Origin of the sequence: Allobosea lupini (assembly GCF_900109525.1) — a bacterium.
Classification (GTDB): domain Bacteria; phylum Pseudomonadota; class Alphaproteobacteria; order Rhizobiales; family Beijerinckiaceae; genus Allobosea; species Allobosea lupini.
On the sequence record NZ_FOAN01000004.1, the window covers coordinates 480514 to 494416 of the forward strand.

A 13903-nucleotide genomic window follows, 5' to 3' on the forward strand; every position below is an offset into this window, starting at 1 on the left:
TCGTCAGTCGTCAACAAATTGAACGGCAAAGCTTTATTTGTGTCCTCCTGACAGTTTTTCGCGGAACACCCGTTCGATGTCAGGAGCGCGATCGCGCCAGTGCGAGGATGGCGTCGATGTCGAGATGGCGCTCCAGATGCCCGGCCAGGCGGTCGAGCGCCGCCTCCACGGCCGGTTCATAGGCTTCTCCCTCCGCCAGCGGCTTTCCCGCCAGGTTTTCGAGCCAGGCGCGGCGCAGCGGGTCGCAGGTCAGGACGCCATGGAGATAGGTCCCGACCACCTTTCCGTCGGCGCTGCGAGCCCCTTCCGGCCGACCGTCGACGCGGAACGGCGCCCGCACGCGGTCCGGCCCGTCGCTGACGCCGAGATGGATCTCGTAGGCGCGGCCCGCCGTGCCGCTCTCCGGATGGGCGACCGCGACCTCGCGCACCGTCTTGTCCGGCGTGAGCTCGGTCTCGATGTCGAGCAGGCCGAGCCCAGGGGCGGCGCCGGCCGGGCCTTCGAGCCCGAGCGGGTCGCGCACGCTCCTGCCGAGCATCTGGTAGCCGCCGCAGAGACCGAGGACATGGCCGCCGCGGCGGCGATGGGCGAGGATGTCGATGTCCCAGCCTTCCTCCCGCAGCCTGGCGAGATCGCGCAGCGTCGTCTTCGAGCCCGGCAGGATCACCAGGGCGGCGTCACCCGGCAATGGCGTGCCGGGGCCAACGAAGACAAGCTCGACGCCGGGCTCGAGCTTGAGCGGATCGAGATCGTCGAAATTGGCGATGCCGGGCAGGACCGGCACGGCGATCTTCAGCCCGCCATCGCGAGCCGGGGCGCCGCGGATCAGGTCGAGCCCGTCCTCGGCCGGCAGGCGCGCAGCATCGGCGAACCAGGGCACGACGCCGAGGCTCGGCCAGCCGGTCGCCCGGGTGATCGTGTCGAGCGCCGGGGTGAACAGGCCGACATCGCCGCGGAAGCGGTTGATGGCGAAGCCGCGGATCATCGCCCGATCCTCGGCATCGAGCACGGCATGGCTGCCGACGAGACTGGCGATGACCCCGCCGCGATCGATATCGCCGACGAGGATCGCCGGAACGCCGGCAGCGCGCGCAAAGCCGAGATTGGCGATGTCGCGGGCACGCAGATTGGTCTCGGCCGGCGAACCCGCGCCCTCGACCAGGATCAGGTCGGCGCCATCGCTCAGTCGCTCGAAGCTCTCCAGCACCTTCGGCAGGAAATCGCCGCGGCGGCTGAAATCCCCGGAGGAGAGATGGCCGGCGACGCGGCCCTGCAGGATGATCTGGCTGCCGCGCTCGCTCTCCGGCTTGAGCAGCACCGGGTTCATGTCGACATGGGCGGCGATCCGGGCCGCACGCGCCTGCAGCGCCTGGGCCCGGCCGATCTCGCCCTGTGCGGTCGCGGCGGCGTTGTTCGACATGTTCTGCGGCTTGAACGGGCGCACTTTCAGCCCGCGATCGGCGAAGAGGCGGCAGAGGCCGGCGACGAGCAGCGACTTGCCGACATTGGAGCCGGTGCCGAGCACCATCAGGGCAGGGATTCGGTGGAAGGGATGCATGGAGCCTGCCTAGCCCGCTTCCAGCCCCAGAAAAAGCTCACCGATCCACGCCAGCGTCCCACGGCTCCAAAGGGGCGAAGAAACCGCGGAAGTGCTGTCGTGAACCGGCTGAGGGGTAGAAGACACTGACTACTGACGAATGTCAATATTCATCACTTCGCATAATCTGCCGCTTTTTCGGGACGATGCACACCGGCGTTGCGCGTGCTATGGCGGCATCCGAGCCTTTCCGCCCGCCTTCCCGAGTGAAGCCAGCCGCGATGAACCCGATCTTTTCCGCCCTTCCGACGACGATCTTCGAGACCATGTCGCGGCTTGCGCGCGAGCACCAGGCCGTCAACCTCGGCCAGGGCTTCCCCGACGATCCCGGCCCCGAGGACGTCCGCCGCAAGGCGGCGCAAGCCGTGATCGAGGGCTGGAATCAGTATCCGCCAATGATGGGCCTGCCGGAGCTGCGCCAGGCGACGGCGACGCATTTCCGGCATTGGCAGGGTCTGGAGCTCGATCCGGAGGCCGAGGTGATGATCACTTCCGGCGCAACCGAGGCGATCGCCGGCGCGCTGATGGCGATCGTCTCGCCCGGCGACGAGGTCGTGCTGTTCGAGCCGATGTACGACGCCTACCTGCCGCTGGTCCGGCGCGCCGGTGGCATCCCGAAATTCGTGACGCTGACGCCGCCGCATTTCGGGCTGAGCGAGGAGGCGCTGGCGAAAGCCTTCTCGCCGAAGACCAGGGTGGTGCTGTTCAACAATCCGCTCAACCCGACCGCGACCAATTTCAGCGAGGCCGATCTCGACCTGCTGGCCTCGTTCTGCGTCCGGCACGACGCGGTCGCGATCTGCGACGACGTCTGGGAGCATGTCGTCTTTGACGGCCACCGCCATCAGCCATTGATGAGCCGGCCGGGCATGCGCGAGCGCACGGTCAAGATCTCCTCGGCCGGCAAGATCTTCTCGCTGACCGGCTGGAAGGTCGGGATGGTGATGGCGGCGCCCAAGCTGATGCGCGTGCTCGCCAAGGCGCACCAGTACATCACCTTCACCACGCCGCCGAACCTGCAGGCGGCGGTCGCCTATGGCCTGGGCAAGGCCGACGGGTATTTCGAGGGAATGCGCGCCGATTTCCAGCGCTCGCGCGATCGCTTCGCAGGCGGCCTCAGCGATCTCGGCTTCAGCGTGCTGCCGAGCGCCGGCACCTATTTCCTCAATGTCGACATCGCCCCGCTCGGGCAAAGCGACGACGTCGCCTTCTGCCAGCGGCTGGTCGCCGAGCACGGCGTCGCCGCGATCCCGGTCAGCGCCTTCTATGCGGAAGGGGCGGTGCGCAATGTCGTGCGCTTCTGCTTCGCCAAGCACGACGCCACGCTCGACAAGGCGCTGGAGAGGCTCGCTGCCCTGCGCGTCAGGGCCTGATCAGCTCTTCCGAAGGGTCTCGACGAGGACTGCGGCCCGCCGCAGTTTCGGCTCACGCCGCTTGGCCTCGGCCGCGAGCCCGAGCCCGCGCAGCGTCTCGATCGCCATGACGAGCTCGGTGGTCGCCCTTTCGGCCTCGGCGCGGTGGCGGATGCGCTCGGCCAGCTCCAGCCGCGCCTCGGCCCGGTTCGCGGCGCTCTCAGCCCAGAGCGAGGGCACAATCTCGCGACGCCTGACCTCCAGCGCCGCGTCGAAGGCAGCGATCGCCTCCTCCAGCACGACCGGCTCGTTGTAATAGCGGGCGAGGCCGACCAGCGCGGCGCCGATCCGGTCCTGCACCTCGGCCCAGTCGAGCGGGACGCTCTCGCGCGGCCGGTCGTCGAGAACCAGCTTGAAGCAGTTCACCGCCGCTTCGAAAGCCGAGACGCCGCTGGCACGAAGGCCAAGCGCGACATGGGCCTTGCCGAGCTCCCATTGCAGGCGGCCCCATTCGCGCGGCATGTCGGCGCGCGTCATCCCTGACAGCCCGGCGCGAAAGGCAGCGACTCCGTCGTCGAGCAGGCCGGCATCGTCCTCGATCTCGCCGAGCCGGGCCAGCGCCTCGCCCAGCCTGGTCTGAAGCGCGGTCCATAGGCGCGGCGCCTTGGCGCGAGTCAGGTCCTCCAGCGTCGTGCGGTAGATCTCGACCACCTGGCGCAGCAGGGCGCTGCCGCCTTCGTAATGCGACAGCCCGGTAAGCGAGCGCGCCAGCCTGAGCTGGGTCTCGGCCCAGAGCACGGTCTGGTCGAAATTATCGAGCTTGGCGAGCATGCCGCGCAGCTGGCCGATCGACGCGACGAAGGCGGCCTTGTCGGAAAAGTCGGCGCCGCGCCGCGCCAGCGCATCGGCCTGCATCCAGGCATAAGTCAGCCCGCTGCCAGCTTCGGCCGAATCGGCGATCAGCGCCGCCTCGGCATAGCGCTCGGCGGCCTCGCGATAGGCTTGCGGATTGAGGTGTAGCATCGCCACCGCGCCACGATCGGCGCGGCCGGCGGCGGCGGCGAGCAGACGATCCCGGGAGAGCGCATCGGGAGCAGCGGCGCCATCGAGATTGCGCTGCTCGGCCAAAGCGAGCAGGCGGTCGGCTTCGGCGAGCCGGCCGTCGGCCAGCGCCTGAATGGCCTGTCCCTGCAGCCGGTCGCGCTCGGGATCGTTCCCGGACGGCTTGGCGAGCCGGGCCTGCAGGCTGCGGAAATCCCCGGCGCGGCGCGCCAGGTTGTTCTCGATGCGGGTGAAATCGGGCTTGCCGGAAGCGTCGCCCATCGAGGCGAGCACGCCCAGCAGCAGCGCGGGGGGAACCCCCTCGCGCTGCGAGACACGGGCCAGGATGGCGGCGAGTTCCGGATTCACGTTTCCCGTCACCCTAGATCACGGTGATCGATCCCAAGAACCCAGAGCAGGATCTCAGCGACAGACCGGTTCCCACTTTGCGGATCCTGCTCTCGTGCGACAGCGATCAGACCGCGGCGATGACCGCGATCTCGACGGTGTATTGCGGGCCGGCGAGCTTGGCCTCGACGGTGGCGCGGCCCGGCGTGTTGCCGGCCGAGACCCAACCGTCCCAGACCGCATTCATCTCGGCGAAGGTCGACATGTCCGAGAGCCAGATGTTGACCATCAGCAGCTTCGACTTGTCGGTGCCGGCTTCGGCCAGGAGCCCGTCGATGATCGAGAGGATGTCCTTGGTCTGCTCGGCGACGCTCTTGCCGGCCGCCTTGTCGGCGACCTGACCGGCGAGATAGACCGTGTTGCCATGCACGACGGCCTTCGACATGCGCGGGCCGGGGGCGATGCGCTTGATGCTCATGATCTGGTCTCCAACAGAAAGGGCCTCGCTGGTAGCCCGAGACCGGAATCCGCGCAAATGCTTATGCAGCGGCGGCCCAGCCCGCCCAGAGCAAGGCATAGCGTGCCGCCTTGCCGATGAACACGAGCAAAACGAAGCGTCCGAGCGGATAGTTGAGCGAGCCGGCGACGAAGGTCAGCGGATCGCCGCCGATCGGCAGCCAGGCGAAGAGCAAGGACGGCCAGCCGAAGCGGGCGAACCAGCCCTGCGCCTTGGCGAAACGCACGGGATCCGGCCGCAGCCGCGCCGGCAACCGCTCGACGCCACCCGTCGCGATCAGCCGGCCGAGCCACCAGTTGACGACCGAGCCGGCCGTGTTGGCGACCGAGGCGACGATGAAGAGCAGCGTCGGATCGACCGATCTCGCCGCCAGGAGCCCGATGAAGACGGCTTCCGACTGGGCCGGCAGCAACGTCGCGGCGACGAAGGCTGCACCCGCCATCAGGCCGAGGGACGCGAAATCGAGAGGCATCAGTCCAGCATCGCGGCGAGCGCGTTGACGGTATTGGCGTTGCGCAGCGTGCCGATGCCGAGCTTTTTCGTCGTCAGATGCGAGAGCAGCCTCGTCTCGCTCGGCTTGCCACCGAAATCGATCCAGAGATCGCCGTCGGAGATCGCGAGCGCAATGCCGGGCGCGGCGAGCCGGCGGAGCATGGACAGGGCGTCAGGGCCGAGCGGCTTGCGCATGACGCGGATGCCGATATCGGCGCCGTTGCCGTTCGGAAAGGGATTCCGGGCCGCGAGCCGCTTCCAGGCCTCTGCGGTGCGCGCGATGATGTCGACATGCTTGCCGAAGCGGGTGCGGAAGCCCGCTTCCAAGCGGCTTTCGACCGTCGCAAGCGGCGCATCCTCGCCCTCGAAGATCAGGTTGCCGGTGGCGACCCAGCTGCGTACATCACGAAAGCCGAGTTCCGCCGCCATCGCCTTCAGATCCACCATCAGCACGCGCCTGCCGGGGCCGAGCACGATCGAGTGCAGCAGGGCGACATAGGTCGTCATCGTGGTTTTGGACCCGGCGGTTCGATGCCGCGCTAAAGCCGCCGCAGCGCGACCTGCTGGATGCGGTGGCTCGCGCCCTTGGTCAGGATCAGACTGGCGCGCTGGCGGGTCGGCACGATGTTCTCGCGCAGATTGGGCAGGTTGATGCCGGTCCAGAGCTTCTCGGCGATCGAGAGCGCCTCGTCCTCGCCGATCTCGGCGTACTTGCGGAAGAAGGAGCGCGGATCGCGGAAGGCGGTCTGGCGCAGCGTCATGAAGCGGTTGACGTACCAGCGGTGCAGGTCGTTCTCGTCAGCGTCGAGATAGACCGAGAAGTCGAAGAAATCCGAGACGATCGGGGTGACCGTGCCGTCCTTGGGCAGGCGGCTCGCCTGCAGCACGTTCAGCCCTTCGAGGATCAGGATGTCCGGCCGCTCGACCGTGACCTGCTCGCCTGGCACGACGTCGTAGACCAGATGCGAATAGACGGGGGCGCTGACGGCGCGCTTGCCGGCCTTCACATCGGAGAGGAACCGCAGGATCGCGGCGCTGTCATAGCTCTCCGGAAAACCCTTGCGCTGCATCAGCCCGCGGCGTTCGAGCTCGGCATTGGGCAGGAGGAAACCGTCGGTGGTGACGAGCTCGACCTTGGGCGTGTTCGGCCAGCGCGAGAGCAGAGCCTTCAGGACGCGCGCCGTGGTCGACTTGCCGACCGCGACCGAGCCGGCGACGCCGATGACATAGGGGACCTTGACCTCGGCCTCGGCCATCAGGAAGCGCTGCGTCGCCTTGAACAGCCCTTGCGTCGCGGCGACGTAGAGCGAGAGCAGGCGCGAAAGCGGCAGGTAGATCGCGACGATCTCGTCGAGCGAGATCGGGTCGTTGATCGATTGCAGCTTGGTCAGGTCGTCGACCGACAGCGTCAGCGGCGCATCGGCTCGCAAATGCGCCCACTCGTCGCGCGAGAAACTGCGATAGGGCGAGACCAGATCGGGGGCGGAGGGCGCCGCGAGCGGACGCTGATCCATGATGCCCCCCGTATTCCAAGCTTCGAGGTTCAACGCAACGGCCTCGACTTTCAAACCTTGGGCACGACCATGCCCTAACGGGGTCGCGCCGCCTTCTCGGCCAGGCCGGAGCGCGCGGTGCGGGCCTCAAGCTGGCTCAAGACGTCCCGCAATGCAACATCGCGTGACCTGAGCACGACCAAAAGATGATAAAGCACATCGGCGCTCTCGGCGATCAGTTCGTCGCGATCGCCCTTAACAGCGGCGATGACGGCCTCGACCGCTTCCTCGCCGAACTTCTTGGCGGCGCGCTCGGGTCCGGCGGCCAAGAGCTTGGCCGTCCAGGATTCTTCGGGCGAAACACTGGCGCGCTCGGCGACGATGCGTTCGAGGTCAGCGAGGGAAAAAGAGGTCATCGCTCAATCCAGCCGCATCGCCAGCCCGGCGGCGGCCATATGCGCCTTGGCCTGCGGAATGCTGTAGGTGCCGAAATGGAAGATCGAGGCGGCGAGCACCGCCGAGGCATGGCCGTCGCGCACGCCGGCGACGAGATCGTCGAGATCGCCGACGCCCCCCGAGGCGATCACCGGCACCGAGACCGCGTCGGCGATGCGCTGGGTCAGGCCGATGTCGTAACCAGATTTCGTGCCGTCGCGGTCCATCGAGGTCACCAGCAACTCGCCAGCGCCGAGCGAGACGACCTCGCGGGCGAAGGCGATGGCGTCGATCCCGGTGGGGTTGCGCCCGCCATGGGTGAAGATTTCCCAGCGCCCGGGCGTGACCTGCTTTGCGTCGATGGCGACCACGATGCACTGGTCGCCGAATTTTTCCGCGGCTTCCTTGACGAAGGGGCGGTTGGTCACCGCCGCGGTGTTGATCGCGACCTTGTCGGCGCCGGCCAGCAGCAGCGCGCGGATATCCTCGACCTTGCGCACGCCGCCGCCGACGGTCAGCGGCATGAAGCAGGCCTCGGCCGTGCGGGTGACGACGTCGAGCAAGGTCCCGCGCGCCTCATGGCTTGCGGTGATGTCGAGGAAGCAGAGCTCGTCGGCGCCGGCCGCGTCATAGGCCTTGGCGGCCTCGACGGGATCGCCGGCATCGACGAGATCGACGAATTTCACGCCTTTGACGACGCGGCCGTCTTTGACGTCGAGGCAGGGGATGATGCGGGTCTTCAAGGTCATCGGCGGGCCTGCCCGAGCGGGAGCGACAAAAACGGGTCGGCGCATATAGCGCCGCCGCTGCACGGCACGCAAACGCAGCGCACACAGGCCGGATTGATCGCCGCCACGATCCCTGCTCTCCTGCGCGCCACAAGCAAAGCCGAGGGGATTTCCATGACGATCGCATCACCCTTCAAGGGCCTGAAACTGGCTGTGCTGAGCGCCGTGGCCGGGCTCGGTTTGAGCGCCGCCGCGCTGGCGCAGGCTCCGGCAAGCCAGCTCGAGACGATCCAGAGCCGCGGAGCCCTGCAGATCTGCACCACCGGCGACTACAAGCCGTTCACGCTCGCCAAGGACGGCAGCTATGAGGGCATCGACATCGAGCTCGGAAAATCGCTGGCGAAGGCCATCGGCGTCGAGGCCAAATTCGTGCAGACGAAATGGGCCGACCTGATGAACGACTTCACCGGCGGCAAATGCGACATCGCCATGGGCGGCATCTCGGTGACGCTCGACCGGCAGAAGCGCGCCTTCTTCTCCGCGCCCTATCTGATCAACGGCAAGGCGCCGATCGCCCGTTGCGCCGACGTCTCGAAGTTCCAGACCGTCGCCGACATCGACAAGCCGGAGACGCGCGTCATCGTCAATCCGGGCGGCACGAACGAACGCTTCGTGCGCGCCAATTTCAAGCAGGCCAAGATCGAGATCTTCCCGGACAACGTCACGATCTGGGATCAGATCCTCGCCGGCAAGGCCGACATCATGGTGGCCGAGTCGATCGAGACGAAGGTCCAGGAGAAGATCCGCCCGGGCTTGTGCGCCATCAACCCGGACTCGCCGCTGCAATATGGCGAAATGGGCTATCTGCTGCCGCGCGGCGACATCGTCTTCAAGGCGTTCGTCGATCAGTGGCTGCATCTCGCCAAGGCAACCGGGGAGTTCGGCACGATCTACAATCAGTTCGTTCGCTGACTTTTCGGCAGGGTCGCGCCGCTTCGCTGACAGACAGTGGCGTGGCGCAACCTGCAGCATGTTTCAGCACGACGCGATGCAACGCCTGCTAGTCAAGCGATGCATGCCAGGCACGGGCGCCCTTACCCGCATGGCAGTTGAAGCTGGTCCCGCGCGCTGCTCTCCTTGCGGCACTGACAAGAGAGGGGATGAGGGCTTTTTTCATGCTGTCGACGATCATCCGCGCGGCGTTCTCCGCCGCCTGCGCAGGCTTCATCTCGATCGGCGCCGTCCAGGCGCAGGCACCGGCCAGCGCACTCGATGCGATTCAGAGCGCCGGGACGCTGCGGATCTGCACCACCGGCGACTACAAGCCGTTCACCAATGCCGTCGGCGACAGCTATGAGGGCATCGACATCGAGATGGCGAAGTCGCTCGCCAAGGCGATCGGCGTCGAGCCCAAATTCGTGCGGACGAAATGGGCCGAGCTGATGGCCGATTTCACCGGCGGCAAATGCGACATCGCCATGGGCGGCATCGGCGTGACGCTGGAGCGGCAGAAGCGCGTTTTCTACTCGGATCCGGCGCTGCGGACCGGCAAGATCCCGCTGGTGCGCTGCGCCGACAAGGACAGATTCCAGAGCGTCGCCGACATCGACAAGCCCGGCGTCACCGCGATCGCCAATCCCGGCGGCACCAATGAGCGCTTCGCCAAGAGCAACTTCAAACAGGCCAAGGTCACGCTTCACCAGGACAATGTCGGCATCTTCGACGAAATCCTGGCTGGGCGTGCCGACGTGTTTGTCACCGAGGCGATCGAGGCGACCGTGCAGCAGAAGCTGAAGCCGGGCCTGTGCGCCATCAATCCCGACAAGCCGCTGACCTTCATCGAGATCGGCTATCTGCTGCCGCGCGGCGACGTGATCTTCAAGGCCTTCGTCGACCAGTGGCTGCACATCGCCAAGGCGACCGGCGAGTACCAGCGCTATTACGAGCAGTATCTGCGCTGAGTCTCAGGCCGCCGCGAGCCGCGCCAGCGCCGCCGCAGGATCGATCCGGCCGTCATAAAGGGCGCGGCCGGTGATCGCGCCTTCGAGGATCGCGGCATCAGGGGCGCAGAGGCGTTCGATATCGGCCATGGAGGCAAGGCCGCCCGAGGCGATCACCGGGATCGTCAGCGCATGGGCGAGCGCGATCGTACCGTCCCAGTTGATGCCCTGGAGCATGCCGTCACGCGCGATGTCGGTGTAGACGATCGCGGCGACGCCGGCATCCTCGAAGCGGCGCCCGAGATCATCCGCCGCCAGTGACGAGGTCTCGGCCCAGCCTTCCACGGCGACGAAGCCGTCGCGCGCATCGATGCCCACCGCGACCTTGCCCGGGAACGTCTTCGCGGCCTCGCGGACGAAACCGGGATCGCGCACCGCCGCCGTGCCGATGATGACGCGGGCAATGCCCTTGGCGAGCCAGCCCTCGACCGTCTTCATGTCGCGGATGCCGCCGCCGAGCTGAACGGGGAAGAGAACGCGTTTCAGGATCGCTTCGACCGCAGCCGCGTTCATCGGCTTGCCGGCGAAGGCGCCATCGAGATCAACAACGTGAAGCCACTGGAAGCCCTGTCCCTCGAAGGTCGCGGCCTGGGCGGCGGGATCGTCGTTGAAGACCGTCGCCTGATCCATGTCGCCCTGCTTCAGGCGGACGCAGCGGCCTTCCTTCAGGTCGATGGCGGGGAAGAGGATCACGGCGCCCACCTCAGGAAATTGCCGATCAGCTTGAGGCCGAGCTTCTGGCTCTTCTCGGGGTGGAACTGGGTGCCGGCGATATTGTCCTTTGCCACGATCGCGGTGACCGGGCCGCCGTAATCGGTCAGCGCCAGCACCTCCTCCGGCCTTGTGGCCGTCAGCGCGTAGGAGTGGACGAAATAGGCGTGCCAGCCGGAAGGGCCGGTCTCGATTCCGGCGAGGAGCGGATGCTCGTCCTGCGGGTGCAGCGTGTTCCAGCCCATATGCGGGATCTTCAGGGCGTCATCGCCCGGGCGGATCAGCGCGACGTCGCCGGCAAGCCAGTTAAGGCCCTCGGTGGTGACATATTCGAGGCCGCGGCTCGCCATCAGCTGCATGCCGACGCAGATGCCGAGGAAGGGCCGGCCCTTGCCGCGCACTGTCTCCTCCAGCGCCTCGACCATGCCGGGGACGGCGTCGAGCCCGCGCCGGCAGTCGGCGAAGGCGCCGACGCCAGGCAGCACGATGCGATCGGCGGCGCGGACCTCGGCGGGATCGCTGGTGACGCGGATGGTCGCTGGCGTGCCGGCCTCAACGGCGGCGCGCTCAAAGGCCTTGGCGGCCGAGTGCAGATTGCCCGAGCCGTAATCGACGATGGTGACGGTCTGGCTCATCGCCCGTTCGCCTCCGGGAAGAGGCCGATCACCGGCGCGGAGCTCTCTGCGAAGCGCGCGGGAGCCGGTGCCGTCTCGACGACGCGGGGCGGCGCGCCGGCCGGCAGGGCCCGCTCGAAGAAGCGGCGCTCGGCACTGGAGAGATCCGGCGCCTCGACCACATCGACCAGCCGCCAGCCCTTCCGCATCAGCTTGCGCGCAATCAGGTTCTGACCCTCGAAGCCGAGGAAGACCGCAAGCGCGGTATGCGACAGCATCACCGCGAAAAAGGAGAAGCCGATCTGGCGCTGCAGGTAGACCAGCCCGCCCCAGACCAGCGCATAGAGGATGAAGGCGAGCCAGAGCCGTTTGAACAGCAGCCAGAGACCGCCGAAGACCAGCGCCGAAAAGGTGAAGGTCTCGGGCAGGAGCCTGGCCTGCTCGACCTCCTCGCGCAGTCCGCCGGCGCCCGGCGGCGGGATCAGAGCCTGATAGAACGCCATGGCAGCGATCCCTTTGATCCCAAAAGTTTAGAGCATTGCTCAAGCAAAAAACCGGTTTCCACTTTTTCGCGCAATGCTCTAGAGGGCGCCCTTGGTCGAGGGCACGCGGCCGCCCTCGCGCGGATCGACTTCCAGCGCCTGGCGCAGCGCCCGCGCCAGACCCTTGAAGCAGCTTTCGGCGATATGGTGGGCATTGTCGCCATAGAGCGTCTCGACATGCAGGGTCAGCCCGGCATTGATCGCGAAGGCCTGGAAGAACTCGCGCACCAGTTCGGTGTCGAAGCTGCCGATCTTCTCCGCCCTGAACTGCGTCCGGAAGACCAGGAAAGGCCGGCCGGAGACGTCGACCGCGACGCGGGTCAGCGTCTCGTCCATCGGCAGGTGGACATCGGCATAGCGGCGGATGCCGTTCTTGTCGCCGAGCGCCTGCTTCAGGGCCTCGCCGAGCGCGATGCCGGCATCCTCGACCGAGTGATGGTCGTCGATATGGGTGTCGCCCTTCACCTTGACCGTGGTGTCGATCAGCGAATGGCGGGCGAACAGATCGAGCATATGGTCGAAGAAGCCGACCCCTGTGGCAATCTCGGCCTTGCCCGTGCCGTCGAGCACGAGCTTGACCGCGATGTCGGTCTCGTTGGTGCGGCGCTTCACTTCGCCCGAACGCATGCTGACCTCTGAACCCTCGCAAAACCGTGCCCGCTTTAGCAGGCGACCGGCCGGAAGGCCATGGCGATCGAGGCGGATCCGCTCTCGGCCGACCTTTCTCGTTGACTCGGCGCCTGGCGCATCTGCTGACAGAAGGCGACAGCCGGGTTCGCTACCAGCGGCGCGGCGAGGCAGGGAGAGGTGCGATGACACAGGCTGACAGAGCGAGCCAGTTTGCTGCACTGCATGTCAAAGGCCGGCCGCTCATCCTCTACAATATCTGGGATGCCGGCAGCGCCCGCTCGGCCGCCAAGGCGGGGAGCAAGGCGATCGCCACCGGCAGCTGGTCGATGGCGGCGGCCCATGGCTTCGACGACGGCGAGGCGATCCCGCTCGACTTCATCGAAACGATCGTCGGCCGCATCGCCTCCTCCGTCGCGCTGCCGCTGACCGTCGATTTCGAAGGCGGCTACGCGAAAGACCCGGACGGCGTCGCGAAGAATGCCGCGCGGATCATCGAAGCCGGCGCAGTCGGCCTGAACTTCGAGGACCGGATCGTCGGGGCAGGCGCGCTCTATGCCATCGCCGACCAGGTGCTGCGGATCAAGGCGATCCGGAGCGCGGCGGATCGTCTCGGCATCGCCGTGTTCATCAACGCCAGGACCGACCTTTTCCTGCTGGAGGCCGACAAGACGCGGCACTCCGGCCTCATCGACGCGGCGATCGAGCGGGCGCAGGCCTATCAGCAGGCCGGCTGCAACGGCTTCTTCATTCCCGGACTGCTGGACGAGAGCGGCATCGCGGCGATCTGCGCTGCGTCGACGCTACCCGTGAACGTGATGATGATGGGTGGCGCGCCCGATCGCGAGACACTGATCCGGCTCGGCGTGTCACGGATCAGCTACGGCCCCGGCCCCTATCTGGCGGCGCAGGCCCGCTTCGTCGAGCAATGTGCCGCCAGCCTGGCCGGCGCCTGACGGCGGCGGCCCGAAGCGGGCCAGGAACGCCCGCGCCCTCGGCAGCGCATCGTGGAGGAACTGGCCGGGCTCGCGCAGCCAGAGACCGTCATAGGCCTTCGATTTCGCTTCGCTGATCAGGACGTCCCGGGGCAGGGACAAGAGCGTTCCGTCCCAGCCCGCCCACCAGAGCCGGCCCTTGGCCCAGTGATGCGCGACCAACGCTTCTTCACAGCGATAGCCGTGAAAATCGAAGGCGATCCTGCCATCGCTGACGAAGACGTGGTTGCCGGTGAAGCCTTCGGCCGGCCTGATCCAGACGGCGTGGAAACCGTGCTCCGGATAGGTTTCCAGGAAGGCGTAGGCGAGGATGTGGCAGGCGCCGCAGGCGAAGAAGACCCGCTCGGGCAGATTCCAGCGTTTGACCGGGTCGCTCTTGATACCGGGCTTCAGCCTGAACATCTTGGCGGT

17 protein-coding genes are annotated in these 13903 nt (G+C 67.1%); 4 read left to right on the forward strand and 13 right to left on the reverse strand.

Annotated features, from left to right (window positions below; genetic code table 11):
• Positions 1 to 79: 79 nt before the first annotated feature.
• On the reverse strand, positions 80 to 1558 hold the full coding sequence (locus BMZ21_RS14935) for a cobyric acid synthase (protein ID WP_091835723.1): 1479 nt from the start codon (positions 1556 to 1558) through the stop codon (positions 80 to 82).
• 260 nt (positions 1559 to 1818) lie between these two features.
• Here BMZ21_RS14935 and BMZ21_RS14940 point away from each other — a divergent pair, with 260 nt between their 5' ends.
• On the forward strand, positions 1819 to 2970 hold the full coding sequence (locus BMZ21_RS14940) for an aminotransferase (protein ID WP_091835726.1): 1152 nt from the start codon (positions 1819 to 1821) through the stop codon (positions 2968 to 2970).
• Here BMZ21_RS14940 and BMZ21_RS14945 read toward each other — a convergent pair whose 3' ends face one another.
• From BMZ21_RS14945 to hisF, 7 genes are all read right to left on the reverse strand, one after another.
• A complete protein-coding gene (locus BMZ21_RS14945; protein WP_143079714.1) occupies positions 2971 to 4371 on the reverse strand; it encodes a hypothetical protein in 1401 nt (466 codons plus the stop codon). It lies immediately after the preceding gene.
• A 94-nt stretch (positions 4372 to 4465) separates the two neighbouring features.
• Entirely contained in the window at positions 4466 to 4816 is a 351-nt protein-coding gene (locus BMZ21_RS14950) for a RidA family protein (protein WP_091835733.1), read from the reverse strand.
• Between the two features lie 61 nt (positions 4817 to 4877).
• A complete protein-coding gene (locus BMZ21_RS14955) occupies positions 4878 to 5327 on the reverse strand; it encodes a YqaA family protein (protein ID WP_091835736.1) in 450 nt (149 codons plus the stop codon).
• Positions 5327 to 5854 carry a DUF1697 domain-containing protein gene (locus BMZ21_RS14960; RefSeq protein WP_091835739.1) on the reverse strand — a complete coding sequence of 176 codons (528 nt, stop codon included), beginning with the start codon at positions 5852 to 5854 and terminating at the stop codon, positions 5327 to 5329. Before BMZ21_RS14960 ends, BMZ21_RS14955 begins: the two co-directional genes overlap by 1 nt.
• Positions 5855 to 5886: 32 nt before the next feature.
• Positions 5887 to 6861 carry a type I pantothenate kinase gene (gene coaA / locus BMZ21_RS14965; RefSeq protein WP_091835742.1) on the reverse strand — a complete coding sequence of 325 codons (975 nt, stop codon included), beginning with the start codon at positions 6859 to 6861 and terminating at the stop codon, positions 5887 to 5889.
• Between the two features lie 74 nt (positions 6862 to 6935).
• Complete coding sequence (locus tag BMZ21_RS14970) at positions 6936 to 7256, reverse strand: phosphoribosyl-ATP diphosphatase (protein WP_091835745.1); 321 nt, start codon at positions 7254 to 7256, stop codon at positions 6936 to 6938.
• A 3-nt stretch (positions 7257 to 7259) separates the two neighbouring features.
• A complete protein-coding gene (gene hisF, locus BMZ21_RS14975; protein WP_091835749.1) occupies positions 7260 to 8024 on the reverse strand; it encodes an imidazole glycerol phosphate synthase subunit HisF in 765 nt (254 codons plus the stop codon).
• Between the two features lie 153 nt (positions 8025 to 8177).
• On the opposite strand from hisF, the gene BMZ21_RS14980 reads away from it, so the two are divergent.
• Together BMZ21_RS14980 and BMZ21_RS14985 are read left to right on the forward strand one after the other, a co-directional pair.
• The gene (locus BMZ21_RS14980; RefSeq protein WP_091836092.1) at positions 8178 to 8975 is read left to right on the forward strand and encodes a transporter substrate-binding domain-containing protein; all 798 of its coding nucleotides are present in this window, start codon (positions 8178 to 8180) and stop codon (positions 8973 to 8975) included.
• A 203-nt stretch (positions 8976 to 9178) separates the two neighbouring features.
• A complete protein-coding gene (locus BMZ21_RS14985; protein ID WP_244543851.1) occupies positions 9179 to 9964 on the forward strand; it encodes a transporter substrate-binding domain-containing protein in 786 nt (261 codons plus the stop codon).
• 3 nt (positions 9965 to 9967) lie between these two features.
• Here BMZ21_RS14985 and hisA read toward each other — a convergent pair whose 3' ends face one another.
• The 4 genes from hisA to hisB form a co-directional block, all read right to left on the reverse strand.
• Positions 9968 to 10705 carry a 1-(5-phosphoribosyl)-5-[(5-phosphoribosylamino)methylideneamino]imidazole-4-carboxamide isomerase gene (gene hisA, locus BMZ21_RS14990; RefSeq protein ID WP_208862286.1) on the reverse strand — a complete coding sequence of 246 codons (738 nt, stop codon included), beginning with the start codon at positions 10703 to 10705 and terminating at the stop codon, positions 9968 to 9970.
• On the reverse strand, positions 10693 to 11349 hold the full coding sequence (gene hisH, locus BMZ21_RS14995; RefSeq protein WP_091835755.1) for an imidazole glycerol phosphate synthase subunit HisH: 657 nt from the start codon (positions 11347 to 11349) through the stop codon (positions 10693 to 10695). Before hisH ends, hisA begins: the two co-directional genes overlap by 13 nt.
• The gene (locus BMZ21_RS15000; RefSeq protein ID WP_091835759.1) at positions 11346 to 11831 is read right to left on the reverse strand and encodes a DUF2628 domain-containing protein; all 486 of its coding nucleotides are present in this window, start codon (positions 11829 to 11831) and stop codon (positions 11346 to 11348) included. Before BMZ21_RS15000 ends, hisH begins: the two co-directional genes overlap by 4 nt.
• 78 nt (positions 11832 to 11909) lie before the next feature.
• Positions 11910 to 12497 (reverse strand): imidazoleglycerol-phosphate dehydratase HisB, encoded by a 588-nt coding sequence (gene hisB / locus BMZ21_RS15005; protein ID WP_091835762.1) that lies wholly within the window; start codon positions 12495 to 12497, stop codon positions 11910 to 11912.
• 185 nt (positions 12498 to 12682) lie between these two features.
• Here hisB and BMZ21_RS15010 point away from each other — a divergent pair, with 185 nt between their 5' ends.
• Complete coding sequence (locus BMZ21_RS15010; protein ID WP_091835767.1) at positions 12683 to 13453, forward strand: isocitrate lyase/PEP mutase family protein; 771 nt, start codon at positions 12683 to 12685, stop codon at positions 13451 to 13453.
• Here the strand turns inward: BMZ21_RS15010 and BMZ21_RS15015 are convergent.
• Entirely contained in the window at positions 13367 to 13894 is a 528-nt protein-coding gene (locus tag BMZ21_RS15015; protein WP_208862287.1) for a hypothetical protein, read from the reverse strand. The two genes, BMZ21_RS15010 and BMZ21_RS15015, sit on opposite strands and share 87 nt — an antisense overlap.
• Positions 13895 to 13903: the final 9 nt, after the last annotated feature.

Excerpts from the sequence above, each read along its gene's own strand:
- BMZ21_RS14935 (WP_091835723.1), bottom strand. The coding sequence starts at position 1,558 with ATGCATCCCTTCCACCGAATCCCTGCCCTGATGGTGCTCGGCACCGGC.
- BMZ21_RS14940 (WP_091835726.1), top strand. The coding sequence starts at position 1,819 with ATGAACCCGATCTTTTCCGCCCTTCCGACGACGATCTTCGAGACCATG.
- BMZ21_RS14950 (WP_091835733.1), bottom strand. The coding sequence starts at position 4,816 with ATGAGCATCAAGCGCATCGCCCCCGGCCCGCGCATGTCGAAGGCCGTC.
- BMZ21_RS14955 (WP_091835736.1), bottom strand. The coding sequence starts at position 5,327 with ATGCCTCTCGATTTCGCGTCCCTCGGCCTGATGGCGGGTGCAGCCTTC.
- BMZ21_RS14960 (WP_091835739.1), bottom strand. The coding sequence starts at position 5,854 with ATGACGACCTATGTCGCCCTGCTGCACTCGATCGTGCTCGGCCCCGGC.
- coaA (WP_091835742.1), bottom strand. The coding sequence starts at position 6,861 with ATGGATCAGCGTCCGCTCGCGGCGCCCTCCGCCCCCGATCTGGTCTCG.
- BMZ21_RS14970 (WP_091835745.1), bottom strand. The coding sequence starts at position 7,256 with ATGACCTCTTTTTCCCTCGCTGACCTCGAACGCATCGTCGCCGAGCGC.
- hisF (WP_091835749.1), bottom strand. The coding sequence starts at position 8,024 with ATGACCTTGAAGACCCGCATCATCCCCTGCCTCGACGTCAAAGACGGC.
- BMZ21_RS14980 (WP_091836092.1), top strand. The coding sequence starts at position 8,178 with ATGACGATCGCATCACCCTTCAAGGGCCTGAAACTGGCTGTGCTGAGC.
- BMZ21_RS14985 (WP_244543851.1), top strand. The coding sequence starts at position 9,179 with ATGCTGTCGACGATCATCCGCGCGGCGTTCTCCGCCGCCTGCGCAGGC.
- hisH (WP_091835755.1), bottom strand. The coding sequence starts at position 11,349 with ATGAGCCAGACCGTCACCATCGTCGATTACGGCTCGGGCAATCTGCAC.
- BMZ21_RS15000 (WP_091835759.1), bottom strand. The coding sequence starts at position 11,831 with ATGGCGTTCTATCAGGCTCTGATCCCGCCGCCGGGCGCCGGCGGACTG.
- hisB (WP_091835762.1), bottom strand. The coding sequence starts at position 12,497 with ATGCGTTCGGGCGAAGTGAAGCGCCGCACCAACGAGACCGACATCGCG.
- BMZ21_RS15010 (WP_091835767.1), top strand. The coding sequence starts at position 12,683 with ATGACACAGGCTGACAGAGCGAGCCAGTTTGCTGCACTGCATGTCAAA.
- BMZ21_RS15015 (WP_208862287.1), bottom strand. The coding sequence starts at position 13,894 with ATGTTCAGGCTGAAGCCCGGTATCAAGAGCGACCCGGTCAAACGCTGG.